This is a genomic window from Streptomyces sp. NPDC004031, from assembly GCF_053604375.1.
Genome location: NZ_JBSGHL010000051.1, coordinates 13,444 through 25,776 on the forward strand (window position 1 = coordinate 13,444; position 12,333 = coordinate 25,776).

A 12,333-nucleotide genomic window follows, 5' to 3' on the forward strand; every position below is an offset into this window, starting at 1 on the left:
GCCCGGCCCGCGAACCCTCATCCGGATCTGGAGGAACCCGTGACCGACACCACCACCGAAAGCCCGGCGCAGCCCGGCCCCGCAGCCACCCCGCAGCCGCACACGGCCGCGTCCCTGGCCGAGTGGCTGATCGGCCGCGTCGCGGCCTACACCCGGCTGCCCGCCGCCGAGATCGACCCGGCCGCACCGCTGACCGGCTACGGCCTCGACTCCGTCGCCGCGCTCAGCCTGTGCGGCGACATCGAGGACGAGTTCGACCTCATCGTCGAGCCCACCGTCGCCTGGGACCACCCCACCGTCGACGCGCTCGTCGGCTACCTGCTCGGCGAGTTCGGGCAGCAGCCGGACAGCGTGTGACCGGCGACCCGACGAGCCACCAGCCACCGCCGGCCTGAAGCCCCGCCTTCCGGCCGCCGGCACCCCGGCCGGAGGGATCCCGGCGCACCGGCAGACGCCGGCCCCCTTCACCAAAAGGAACGAGAATGCACCTCAGCCCCAGCCCCTCGTGGCCGCAGATCGCGCTGGCCGTCCTGCTGGCCTCGGACGTCCTGATGTCCGTGCGCCCGCTCCCGTTCATCCAGGCCTGTCTCGACGGCGTGAAGCTGCCGCGCGACTGGTGGTGGGTGCTGCTCGTGGTGAAGACCCTCGCGGTCGTGGGCCTGCTGGTCGGCATCAAGCACGACGGCATCGGCTTCAGCGCGAACGTCGGGGTGATCGTCTACTTCCTGTGCGCGTCGATCGCACACATCCGGGCGCGGTTCACCAAGCAGGAGTTCTGGGTCAACTGCCTGGGATTCCTCGCCTGCGCGGTCGCCGCCTTCGTCATCTCCTTCGCGGTCTGAGGAAGCGTCCCATGAAGAAACCGCCGAAAAACCTCGGCCTGCTGTTCGACTGGCACGCCGAGCAGTCACGTACCACGACCATGATCCTCGACCGGCCGTTCGACATCGCGCCCACGGCCGGCACCGAGTACGACGCGGCCGCACTGGCCACCCTGGTGCGGGAGGCGTCCGGCTGGCTGTACGCGGCCGGCGCGCGCAAGGGCGACCGCATCGCCGTCGTCAAGCGCAACCACTTCGACATGGTCCTGCTCGCGGCCGCCGCCGCGCGCATCGGGGCCACCGCCGCGACGATCTCGGGCGCCAACTACCCCGAGCACCTCGTCGAGATGCTCGGGCGGCTCGACCCCGCCGTCACCCTGATCACCTCCCAGGTGCTGGAGGCCGCCGAGCGCGCGGGCGTCGACCTGGTGTCCTTCGGCAAGACGGTGCTGATCGACGGCGGCGCCGGGGACGCCGGAGCGGGCCTGCCGACGCTGGACGGGCTGCGCGGCAGCCCCGTACCGGCGCTCGACCTGAAGGCCGACAGCGACCAGATGATGATCACCCACACCTCGGGCACGACGAACACGCCCAAGCTCGTCGCCCACACCGCGGACTCCTGCCGGGCCGGCACCAAGCTCGAACTGCTGCCGATGCCGATCGCCGTCAACGGGCCCAAGGACGTCTGCCTCAGCTCGATATCGTTCGCCCACTCGCGGGCGTACGCCTGGGCCATGGCGCAGCTGCGCTGGGCCCCCAAGGCCCTGCTCATCGCCAGCAGCCACGAGGCCGAGGACGTCGAGAAGCTGCTGGAGCGGGTGCGGCCGACCACGATCGAGGCCACCCCGAACGTCTTCCAGGCGTGGGTGCCGCTGGTGCGGCGGCGCCCGGAGCTGTTCGCGCGGGTCCGGTACTACATGAACACCTTCGACCTGATGCACCCGTCGATCGCCCGGCCCTTCGTCAACGCCTCCAAGCGCCGCTTCCTGCTGTGGGGCCACAGCTGGGGCCAGAGCGAGGTCGGGCCGATGGCGGGCTTCGGCTACACCCGCGGCCAGATCAACCGGCGGGCCGCCGCGGGCGGGGACATGAACATGATGGGCAACCCGTGGCCCGGACTGGTGAGCGTCAAGGCCGCCGACCCCGAGACCGGACGGCCCGTCAAGAGCGGCCAGGTGGGCGTGCTGTTCGCCAAGGCCAAGTCCATCTGCGTCGACTACGTCGGCGAGACCGACCGCTGGACCGAGAAGTGGAAGGGCGAGTGGTGGAACACCGGTGACGTCGGCTACAAGGACGCCCTCGGCCGCATCCACTTCGTCGACCGCGCCGTGGACGCCATCCCCGGCGGCAGCGCCACGGAACTGGAGAGCAAGCTCCTGGAGCGCATCGACAACGCCGTCGAGGTCATCGTCCTGACCCGCGGCGAGCAGGCCCCCGTCCCCGTCGTCAGCCTCGACGGGCCCGACCTCGACGCCGAGCGGTGGGCCGAGGTGACGCGCGGGCTGCCGGACATGGCGGCGCCGGTCTTCATCCCCTGGCACCGCCTCCCGCGGACGTCCACCTGGAAGGTGCGCCGCAAGGAGCTGCGGTCGATGGTCTTCGCCGACAGCCCCGACACCACCGTGCTGGAGGAGCGATTCACGTGACCTCGACGTCGGACCCGTACGCCGCCGCGCTGGAATCGGTGCTGCGGGGCGTGCCGTACAACAGCGCGACGGAATACCTGCACTGGTACCACAAGAGCGACCCCGACCCGCGGCACGGCGTGGCGTGCATCCACCAGACGCTCTACGTCGCGGAGCGGGCTGCGGCGCTCGGCACCCCGAAGGCCGCGATCCTCCAGGACATGCGGCACATCGCGGCGGTCTTCGAGGACGACGGCGCCGTGATCGTCCTCGACCCGTACCTCATGCACCTCACGCCCATCGTCTTCCCGGCCGACGAGGTCCGCGGCGGCCGCTCCGAGGTCGAGGTGGACGCGGCGCCGGTGCGGCGGGACGAGCAGGGCGGGGCGCACCCCGCGCGGCTCACCGCCGTCTACCGGTCGTCCGGGGAGGGCTACCGGATCCGGCTGAGCTACTCCAAGTACAGCGTGAAGAACGGCGCGCACTTCCTGAGCCGGCACTTCACCCTGCGCTCGGAGAACCGCTTCGACTTCGCCCGCTTCTCCGCCGACATGCTCGCGCTGCTCACCCACCCCGAGCAGAACAGCGTGTCGATCCGGGCCATCGTGACGGACACGGCGCAGGCGGCGGACGCTGCCGGTGCGGCGGAGGCGGAGGCGGAGGCGGCGGCGGGCTCGGCGGTGACGGCCGAGGCGATCATCCCGCTCAAGGGCTTCGCCGAGTGCGAGTTCTCCGCCCGGGACATCTGGCTGCGCTCCGGCCAGGGCGTCGCGACCCCCAACGGCGGCGGCACGGCGGCCGACGCGGTGTGGGCCGACCTCGAACGCACCACCGGGCTGGGGCGCCAGGACATCGAGGAGCACCTCGTGTCGGCCGCGCAGGTTTACCAGAAGATCGCCGACCACCGCACCGAACTCCCCGACTACCACCTGCAGGACGCATGACGAACTCACACGCCATCGACCTGCGGCGGGTCTTCGTCGCCGGTACCATCCAGGGCTCCAACGCCGACCTGCGGACCGACGACCAGGCCTACCGCGGGCAGATCGCCGCCCTGGTCGCCGCCCGCTTCCCCGCGGCGGAGTGCTTCGACCCGAGCACCGAGGTCACCCGGCGGCTCGCCGACCCGGAGACCCTGGCGCTCATCGGCAAGCTCATGGGCGACCCGCCCCCGGTCCTCGACCTGGGGTCGCTGCCCGCCGAACTGGCCGCGCTGCGCGCGACGTTCAACGAGATGACCCGGGAGGCGGCGGCGTGCGACCTGTGCGTCGCCTACCTCCCCGGCCGCACGCTGAGCATGGGCACGGCCATGGAGATGCAGGCCGCCTTCGCCGCGGGTGTCCCGATCGCCACGGTGACGTCCCTGGTCGACAACCTCGCGGTGATGTCGGTGTCCACCTGGGTCGTCCGCGACCTGGACGCCCTCGCCGGACTGCTCGACGGCCTGGCCTGACCGGGCCGCCGACGCCCCGTGCCGCGGACCTGCCTGCCCCAGGTCCGCGGCACGGGTCACCCCGGCGTACGCTCCGTGCCCGCGCCCTTGCCCGTGCCCTTGTCCGCGTTCGCGCCCGCCGCCGCGGCCAGCTCCTCCCGCAGCCCGGTGAGGCGGGCGATCTCCGCGTCCAGGGCCGCCAGCCGGGCCGCCACCACCTCGCTGAAACCGCCGTCCCCGCACGCCACCCCGGACCCGCCCCCCGTGAGCGCGTCCAGCCGGTCGGCCCGGCGCCGTACGTCCTCCAGCGTCAGCCCCAGGGCGAGCAGTTCACGCACGGCGCGGACCCGGGCGACCTCCGCCGGGCCGTACTCCCGCTGACCCGACGCGCTGCGCGGCGGGGACGGCAGCAGGCCGCGGGCCTCGTACAGGCGCAGCGCGCGCGGTGTCGTCCCGGCCGCTGCCGCCGCCTCGCCGATCCGCATGCCCGCTCCGCCCCGCCGCGACCTACAGCTCCACGACCGCCGCGCCGAAGGACCGTCCGGCGATCAGTGCGGGCAACGCCCCCGGGGCGCTCCCCATTCCCCGCACGGCCGTGTACGGGAAGCGGATCGCGCCCGCCCGCAGCCACTCCCCGAAGCGCGCCTCCCACTCCGCCTCGACGTCCGGGTGGTCCATGCCGTTGTACCCGGCGACGGTGATCCCGCGGGTCAGCAGCCGGTAGGTGTCCAGCTCGGCCGGGGAGCTGCCCCCCGCGCGGTCCGGCGACAACTGCCCGGCCAGCGCGCCCACCAGGGCGATCCGGGCGCCGCGGTTCGCCGCGAGGACGGCGGCCGTCAGCTGCCCACCGCCCACGGTGTCCACGACGACGTCGATCCCGTCCGGCGCCGCGGCGCCCAGCAGCTCGCCGAACGGCCCCGCCCCGCGCAGCACGACCGCGTCGTAGCCCAGCTCCCGCCGCAGCCGCTCCGCCTTGTCCGGCGAGCCGGTGCTCCCCACCACCCGCCCGGCCCCCAGCAGCCGGGCGATCTGCCCCGCGAGCGTCCCCACCGCCCCCGCGGCCCCGGTCACCAGCACCGTGTCGCCCTCGCGCACCGGGGCCAGCCGGGTCAGTGCCCCGTACGCCGCGGAGCCCTGCGCGAGATACGCCACCGGATCCGGCAGCTCCCCGTCCAGCACCCGGCACTCCGCGGCCGCCGGCGCCGCGTACTCCCGCCACCCCTGAAGGTGCATCACCAGCCGCCCCTTCTCCAGCGGCCCCCCGACCACCTCCCCGACGGCCGGCCCGAACAGCGCGTCGCCCGGGTGCAGCGGCGGCAGCGGCACGTCGCGCGTCTCGCCCCCGATGAGCGTGCGCAGTCCCGGAAAGACCAGGAAGTGCGTGTTGCGGACCAGCACCCGCCCCGCCCCGGCGCGCGGTACGGGCTCCTCCACCAGTGCGAAGTCCCCTTCGGCGGGCAGCCCTTCGGGGCGGCGGTCCAGCCGGACAAATCGATGCGTCGCGTTCATGCCCGGACGCTAAGTCCTGCCCCGCGGGTCAGGGTCAAGTCCGCCTCGGCGGGGCCGCGGCTCCGGCCGCCCCGCCGCCGGAGCCGTCAGGTCGACTCGCGGATGATGAGCTTGCACGGCACCGTCTGCGACCCCTGCGACGGGCGGCCGTCGATCGCGTCGAGCAGGCGCAGGGCCGCGATGCGGCCGATCTCCGTGAGGTTCATGTCGATCGTGGTCAGCGGCGGGCGGGCGGCCAGGGCCATCGTGTCCCAGTTGTCGTAGCCGATCACGGCGATGTCCTCGGGGACGGGGTGGCCGGACTCGCGGAGGGTGTCGGTGACACCGCGGGCGATCTGGTCGTTGCCGCAGAAGAACGCGTCCGTGTCGGGGGCGGTGCGCAGGACGGCATGGGCGGCGCGGCGGCCCCACGCCTCGCTCCAGTCGCCGAAGTGGACGCGGCCGCCGGACAGTTCGAGGCCGGCCTCGGCGAGCTGGGTCCCGGTCAGGTGGGCGCGGCGGCTGGCCGCGGCGTGGTGGGCGGGGCCGGTGACGTGGGCGATGCGGCGGCGGCCCGAGGCGATCAGGTGGTCGACGGCGAGCCGGGCGCCGCCCTCGTCGTCGGAGGTGACGGACATGTCGGCCGGGTCGGTGGAGGGGGCCAGCGCGTAGACGGTGGGGACGCCGTGCAGGCCCTGGAGGGGGTCACGGGGGTCGGTGCGGCGGCCGGTGACGATGATGCCGTCGACCCGGCGGGCCAGCAGCGTCTGGACGTAGTGCCGTTCGCGGATGGCGTCGCCCCGGGTGTCGCACAGCAGCACCGAGATCTTCCCGGCGCCGAGCGCGTCCTCGGCGCCGAGCAGCACGGGGGTGCTGAAGCGGCCGATGCCGTCGGTCGTGACCAGCCCGACCGTCCACGTCCGCCCCGCCAGCAGGACCCGCGCCGCCTCGTTGGGCTGGAAGTCCAGCCGCCGGGCCGCGTCCAGCACCCGCTCCCGGGTCTCCGGCCGCATCCGGCCGTTGCCGCTCAGCGCCTTGGAGGCGGTGCCGACGCTGACCCCGGCCAGCGCGGCGACGTCGGTGAGCGTCACGCGTCCGGCGGCGGCGGGACGACGGTCGGTCTCAGTCACAGGCAATCCTTTGCTCGTTTCCACGGCAGCGCTCATCCTGCCAGCCCCGGGCGCATGTCCCAAGTCCGGGGAACGGGTACGCCCGCGGGCGGCGCGCTGGCGCGGCACGGCTGCTGCGGGCACTGTGCGGGCATCTCACGCCTCGTCATGGGCCACCGGACCGCCGGGAGACAGGTTCTTTTTCCTGTTGTTCACAGGCTTGACGCGTCCAGCACGTCGCCCTAGGTTACGGGCCAAGAAAACCTTTGCGCACAGCGGGAAACGCCGTCGCGGGGAGCCGGTGACCGGCCGTACGCCCCGCCCGACGCGCCGCTTCCGCCGCCGCACCTACGACCCGGGGAGATCCATGTCCCGCACCCGCCGGATACCCGTCCCGCGCGGACCCGTACGTCCCGGCGCCGAGGCGCGCCCTGCCCTGTCGCCCGCCACCGGCGCCGCGATCCTGGGCGGCTTCTGGCACACCCGGCGCACGGTGAACGCCACGGTCAGCGTCCCGCAGGGGCCGGGGCTGCTGGAGTCGGCGGGCAACCTGCACGACCTGCGGCTGGTCGCCGGGGCCGCCGAGGGCGCCTTCGAGGGCGACTACCCCTTCATGGACTCCGACGTCTACAAGTGGCTGGAGGCCGCCGCCTGGCAGCTCGGCCAGCAGGATCCGCCGGGTGCCCCGGACGCGGCGGTGGCGGCGGACGCGGCGGTGGCGGCGGACGCCGCGGCCCTGCAGAAGGAGGTCGACCGTATCGTCGCCCTGGTCGCGGCGGCCCAGCAGCCCGATGGTTACCTGAACACCTGGGTCCAGGCGGGCAAGGGCGGTGCCCGCTACGCCGACCTGCGCTGGGGCCACGAGCTCTACTGCGCCGGCCACCTCATCCAGGCCGCCGTCGCCCACCACCGCGGCACCGGCGGCACCGAACTGCTCGACGTGGCCGTCCGCTTCGCCGACCAGATCGACGCCACCTTCGGCCCGAGCAAGCCGGTGGACGGCTTCGACGGCCACCCCGAGGTGGAGACCGCGCTCGTCGAGCTCTACCGCGAGACCGGCGAGCGCCGCTACCTCGACCTCGCGGGCTACTTCGTCGACCGCCACGGCCACGGAGTGCTCGGCGGCGAGGCGTACTGCCAGGACCGGGTGCCGCTGCGCGCCCAGGAGAACGTCGAGGGCCACGCCGTACGCCAGCTCTACCTGCTCGCCGCCGCCGCCGACCTCGCCGTGGAGACCGGGGACGCGGAACTGCGCGCGGCGTGCGAGCGGCTCTGGTCGGCGATGGTCGCGACCAAGACGCACATCACCGGCGGCCTGGGCGCCCACCACCACCATGAGGAATTCGGCGACCCGTACGAACTGCCCACCGAGCGCGCCTACTGCGAGACCTGCGCGGCCGTCGCCTCCGTGCACTACAGCTGGCGGATGGCGCTGCTCACCGGGGACGCCCGCTACGGCGACCTGATCGAGCGCACTCTGTTCAACGGCTTCCTCGCCGGGGTGTCGCTGGACGGCGACCGCTGGCTGTACGTCAACCCGTTGCAGGTGCGCGACGGCCACACCGACACCGGCGGCGACCAGTCCGCCCGCCGCACCCGCTGGTTCCGCTGCGCCTGCTGCCCGCCCAACGTCATGCGACTGCTGGCCAGCCTGGAGCACTACGTCGCCACCGGCAGCTCCACCGGCCTCCAGCTCCACCAGTACGCCACGGGCCGCTACACCGTGGACGCCGCAGGCGCCGCCCTGAGTGTGAGCGTTAACACTCGCTATCCCGACGACGGCACCATCGCGGTCACGGTGGAGGAGACCGGTGGTGACGCAAACACGGCCGCCGCCCGGCCCTGGACGCTCTCGCTGCGCATCCCCCAGTGGTGCCGCCGCTTCGCGGTGACCGTGGCCGGGCAGCCGCTGGCGGAACCCGCGGCCGAGGACGGCTGGCTGCGCCTGGAAAGAACGTGGACGCCGGGCGACGAGGTCGTGCTGGAACTCCGGCTGGACGTACGGCGGACGGCCGCCGACCCGCGAGCGGACGCGGTGCGTGGTTGCGTTGCCATCGAGCGCGGCCCGCTGGTCTACTGCCTCGAACAGGCCGACCAGGACGGCGGCGGCCTGGACGACCTGGTGCTCGACCTCTCCCGCCCGCTGACCGCGGTCGAACGCCCCGACCTGCTCGGTGGTGTCGTCACCGTCCAGGCGACCGGGCACCGCCCCGCGGCCCCCACCGCCACCGGACCCGCGTGGTGGCCCTACCGGGAGGCGGACACCGCCGCCGCTACGGACCCCGGCGAGATGGTTGCGCTCACCGCCGTCCCGTACCACGCGTGGGCCAACCGCCGCGACGGCAGCATGCGCGTCTGGATCCCCACGGCGCCCCCCACGGCCAGCTGACCGGCGCCCCCTCGTACCCCTCTTCCTCCCTCCCCCCCCTCTCACCCCGAGCGCATCCCCACCTCCCGGCGGTGGCCCGCAGCCGCCGCCGGCCCTCAGGAAAGTCAAGGACGACACGACCATGAGACACTCGCGCACCGCCCTCGTCGCCGCGGCCGCGGCATCGTTCGCGCTGATCGGCGTCAGCGCCTGCGGGGGCTCCGGCTCCGGCGGCTCCTCCTCCGCGGCCTCGGGCACCTACACCTTCTGGGACCCCTACCCGCAGTTCGGTCCCTCCGACGCCTGGGCCAAGCTCGTCGCCTCCTGCGGCAAGCAGGCCGGGGTGAGCGTGAAGCGGACCGCGCTCGACACCACGGACCTGAACAACAAGGCGCTGCTGGCGGGCCAGAAGGGCGATCTGCCGGACGTGATGATGGTCGACAACCCCATCGTCTCCACCCTCACCGAGGCCGGGATCCTCAACAAGACCACCGACGTCGGCCTGGACACCACCGCCCTGCAGAAGAACATCCTGGGCGCGGGCGTCATCGACGGTTCCGCGTACGGCGTCCCCATCGGGGCCAACACGCTCGCGCTGTACTACAACGCCGACATCCTGAAGAAGGCGGGCGTCGACCCCGCCTCGATCACGGACTGGGCCTCGCTCACCGCCGCCCTGGAGAAGGTCAAGGCCGCGGGCTCCAAGGGCATCAGTTTTGGGGCCATCGGCACGGAGGAGGGCAGCTTCCAGTTCCTGCCCTGGTACTGGGGATCGGGCGCGGACCTGAAGACCCTCGACAGCCCCGAGGCCGTGAAGGCGCTGACGCTGTGGAAGGACTGGGTCGACAAGGGCCTGGCCCCCAAGGACGTCCTCACCAACACCCAGACCACCGCGTGGCAGGAGTTCGCCACCGGCCAGTACGCCTTCGGTGAGAACGGCACCTGGCAGCTCGCCAACGCCAAGAAGGCCGGGTTCGGTTACGGGATCATCAGTATCCCCGGTGTCAATGGCGGTTCGGCGCCGGTGCCGACGGGCGGCGAGTTCGTCACCGTGCCCGTCCAGAAGGACGACAGCCGCTACGCGGTGGACAAGAAGATCGTCGAGTGCCTGACCAGCAACGCCAACTACCTCAGCACCGACACGACGCTGTCCTACGTCGCACCGGTCGCCGCGGTCCAGGACCAGCAGGTCGCCGCCGATCCCGGGCTCAAGCCGTGGGTGTCCGCGCTGGCGGCGGCCCGCGGGCGGACGAGCGACGGGCTCGGCACGAAGTACCCCGTCATCTCCGAGCAGCTGTGGGCGGCGGTGCAGAGCGCGCTGTCCGGCTCCAAGTCCCCGCAGGACGCCCTCTCCGCGGCCCAGCAGGCCGTCAAGAACCACCAGAGCTGAGACACGACGGCAGCGAGGAGTCACGCGCATGGTCACCACCCGCGCCGGGAGCCTGGAGCGCCGACCGGCCGTTGCCGGGACGGAGCCGGCCGGCGTCCGGCCCGACCGACAGCCCGCCCGGCCCCGCAGGCGCGGGGCGAACCCCTCCCAGTTGGTGGCCTGGGCGTTCGTCGCCCCGGTCGTCGCCTACCTGGGGGCCTTCTACGCCTATCCGCTCTACCGCAACGTCGACCTGTCGGTCCGGCACTACAACGTCCGCTCCTTCGTGCAGGGCGGCGCGCCCTACTCGGGGCTCGACAACTTCCGGCAGGTCGTCCAGGACCCGGCCTTCGTGGGCACACTGCGCAACACGATGGTCTTCACCCTGGTGTCCATCCTCTTCCAGTACGCCCTGGGGCTGGCGCTCGCGGTGTTCTTCAACCGGCGCTTCCGGCTCGCACCCACGCTGCGGGCGCTGTTCCTCGTCCCGTGGCTGCTGCCGCTGATCGTGTCGGCGTCCACCTGGTCGTGGATGTTCAACAGCGAGTCCGGGGTGGTCAACTACGCCCTGCACTTCGTGGGCGTCGACCCGGTGGCCTGGCTCGCCTCGCCGCACTGGGCGCTGACCTCCGTGATCATCGCAAACATCTGGATCGGCATCCCCTTCAACCTGGTCATCCTCTACAGCGGCCTGCAGAACATCCCGGCCGAGCTGTACGAGGCGGCGAGCCTGGACGGGGCGAGCGGCTGGCAGCAGTTCCGGCGGATCACCTTCCCGCTGCTGCGGCCGGTCTCGGCGATCACCCTGCTGCTGGGGCTGGTCTACACGCTCAAGGTCTTCGACCTGATCTGGATCATGACCAAGGGCGGTCCCGGCGACTCCTCGTCGACGCTGGCGACCTGGTCCTACCGCTTCGGATTCGGCTCGCTGCTCCCGGAGTTCGGGCCCGGCGCCGCGGTCGGCAACATCCTGATCCTGATCGCCCTGTTCTTCGGGCTGTTCTACATCCGCGTCCAGAGGAGACTGGCGTGACCTCCCGCGCCCGGCGTTCCCGCCGGTACACCGTCATCGGCGTCGTGCTGACCGCGATCATGCTCTTCCCGGTCTACTGGATGATCAACGTCTCGCTCACCCCGCAGCAGGACATGCGCAAGGACCCGCCCGACCTGCTGCCGCTGCACGCCACCTTCAGCGGCTACCGGGCCGTCGTCCGGGACCAACTGCCCAACCTGGGCACCAGCCTGCTGATCGGCCTCGGCACCGTCGCCCTGACCCTCGCGCTCGCCGCCCCGGCCGGCTACGCGCTGGCCAAGCTGCGCCCGCGCGGGGCCGGGGCGGTCGGCCTGCTCCTGCTGGTCGCCCAGATGATCCCGGGCATCGTCATGGCGATGGGCTTCTACGGGATCTTCCTCAACCTCGGCGTCATGGACACCTGGTGGGGCCTGGTGATCGCGGACTCCACCATCGCGGTGCCCTTCGGCGTCATGATCTTCGCGGCCTTCATGTCCGGCATCCCGGACGAGCTGATCGCGGCGGCGCGGATCGACGGGGCGAACGTCTGGCGCACCTTCACCTCCGTCGTGCTGCCCGTCAGCCGCAACGCGGTCGTCACCGTCTCGCTGTTCAGCTTCCTGTGGGCGTGGTCGGACTTCGTCTTCGCCAACACCCTCGACGGGGGCGGCAGCATGCGGCCCATCACGCTCGGCATCTACAAGTACATCGGCAACAACAACCAGGAGTGGAACGCCATCATGGCCACCGCCGTCGTCGCCTCCGTCCCCGCCGCGGTGCTGCTGGTGCTGGCGCAGCGCTACGTCGCCGCCGGGGTGACCGCGGGAGCCGTGAAGGACTGACGGGCCGGCGGCCCGCCGCGCGAGACGCCTGCGGGTGGCGGGCCGCCGGTTGCGGGAAGCCTTGACGGTCCCGTAAGGGGCGGGGACACTCGCCGCGGACCAGATGTTTACGCAAACCTACGTGGTTCCTCCCGCTTCGACCCCCCGAGAGGTGACGCGATGTCCGCCCCACCGGCTCTGCGCACACCGTCCGACCGTCCCCGCTCCCTGCGGCTGTTCACGTTCCCATCCCCGCCTCCGTCTCCGTCCCTGTTCCCGGCCGGCTCC

General features: G+C 72.7%; 12 protein-coding genes. 9 read left to right on the forward strand and 3 right to left on the reverse strand.

Features of this window, described 5'->3' with window-relative positions; all coding sequences use genetic code 11:
• Positions 1-39: 39 nt before the first annotated feature.
• From ACWERV_RS27545 to ACWERV_RS27565, 5 genes are all read left to right on the forward strand, one after another.
• The gene (locus ACWERV_RS27545; RefSeq protein WP_452937953.1) at positions 40-357 is read left to right on the forward strand and encodes an acyl carrier protein; all 318 of its coding nucleotides are present in this window, start codon (positions 40-42) and stop codon (positions 355-357) included.
• Positions 358-482: 125 nt separating this feature from the next.
• Positions 483-842, forward strand: a complete 360-nt coding sequence (locus ACWERV_RS27550) for a DoxX family protein (RefSeq protein ID WP_398344401.1) — start codon at positions 483-485, stop codon at positions 840-842.
• Positions 843-853: 11 nt separating this feature from the next.
• Entirely contained in the window at positions 854-2,467 is a 1,614-nt protein-coding gene (locus ACWERV_RS27555; protein ID WP_452937957.1) for an AMP-binding protein, read from the forward strand.
• Entirely contained in the window at positions 2,464-3,390 is a 927-nt protein-coding gene (locus ACWERV_RS27560; RefSeq protein ID WP_452937960.1) for a hypothetical protein, read from the forward strand. Before ACWERV_RS27555 ends, ACWERV_RS27560 begins: the two co-directional genes overlap by 4 nt.
• Positions 3,387-3,899 (forward strand): hypothetical protein, encoded by a 513-nt coding sequence (locus ACWERV_RS27565; protein WP_398344406.1) that lies wholly within the window; start codon positions 3,387-3,389, stop codon positions 3,897-3,899. The genes ACWERV_RS27560 and ACWERV_RS27565 overlap by 4 nt, the downstream gene beginning before the upstream one ends.
• Positions 3,900-3,955: 56 nt before the next feature.
• Here ACWERV_RS27565 and ACWERV_RS27570 read toward each other — a convergent pair whose 3' ends face one another.
• The 3 genes from ACWERV_RS27570 to ACWERV_RS27580 all read right to left on the reverse strand — a co-directional run bounded on the left by ACWERV_RS27570 (position 3,956) and on the right by ACWERV_RS27580 (position 6,496).
• Positions 3,956-4,363: a MerR family transcriptional regulator gene (locus tag ACWERV_RS27570; RefSeq protein ID WP_452937964.1), complete on the reverse strand. Its 408-nt coding sequence runs from the start codon at positions 4,361-4,363 to the stop codon at positions 3,956-3,958.
• Positions 4,364-4,385: 22 nt separating this feature from the next.
• Positions 4,386-5,387, reverse strand: a complete 1,002-nt coding sequence (locus tag ACWERV_RS27575; RefSeq protein ID WP_452937967.1) for an MDR family NADP-dependent oxidoreductase — start codon at positions 5,385-5,387, stop codon at positions 4,386-4,388.
• 86 nt (positions 5,388-5,473) lie between these two features.
• Positions 5,474-6,496, reverse strand: coding sequence for a LacI family DNA-binding transcriptional regulator (locus tag ACWERV_RS27580; protein WP_452937970.1), 1,023 nt, complete (start codon positions 6,494-6,496; stop codon positions 5,474-5,476).
• 346 nt (positions 6,497-6,842) lie between these two features.
• On the opposite strand from ACWERV_RS27580, the gene ACWERV_RS27585 reads away from it, so the two are divergent.
• From ACWERV_RS27585 to ACWERV_RS27600, 4 genes are all read left to right on the forward strand, one after another.
• Positions 6,843-8,864 (forward strand): glycoside hydrolase family 127 protein, encoded by a 2,022-nt coding sequence (locus tag ACWERV_RS27585; RefSeq protein WP_452937973.1) that lies wholly within the window; start codon positions 6,843-6,845, stop codon positions 8,862-8,864.
• Positions 8,865-8,985: 121 nt separating this feature from the next.
• Positions 8,986-10,233, forward strand: coding sequence for a sugar ABC transporter substrate-binding protein (locus tag ACWERV_RS27590; protein WP_452937976.1), 1,248 nt, complete (start codon positions 8,986-8,988; stop codon positions 10,231-10,233).
• A gap of 28 nt (positions 10,234-10,261) precedes the next feature.
• Positions 10,262-11,245 carry a carbohydrate ABC transporter permease gene (locus tag ACWERV_RS27595; protein ID WP_452937979.1) on the forward strand — a complete coding sequence of 328 codons (984 nt, stop codon included), beginning with the start codon at positions 10,262-10,264 and terminating at the stop codon, positions 11,243-11,245.
• Positions 11,246-11,304: 59 nt separating this feature from the next.
• Positions 11,305-12,066: a carbohydrate ABC transporter permease gene (locus tag ACWERV_RS27600; RefSeq protein WP_398189973.1), complete on the forward strand. Its 762-nt coding sequence runs from the start codon at positions 11,305-11,307 to the stop codon at positions 12,064-12,066.
• The last annotated feature ends 267 nt before the right edge of the window (positions 12,067-12,333 follow it).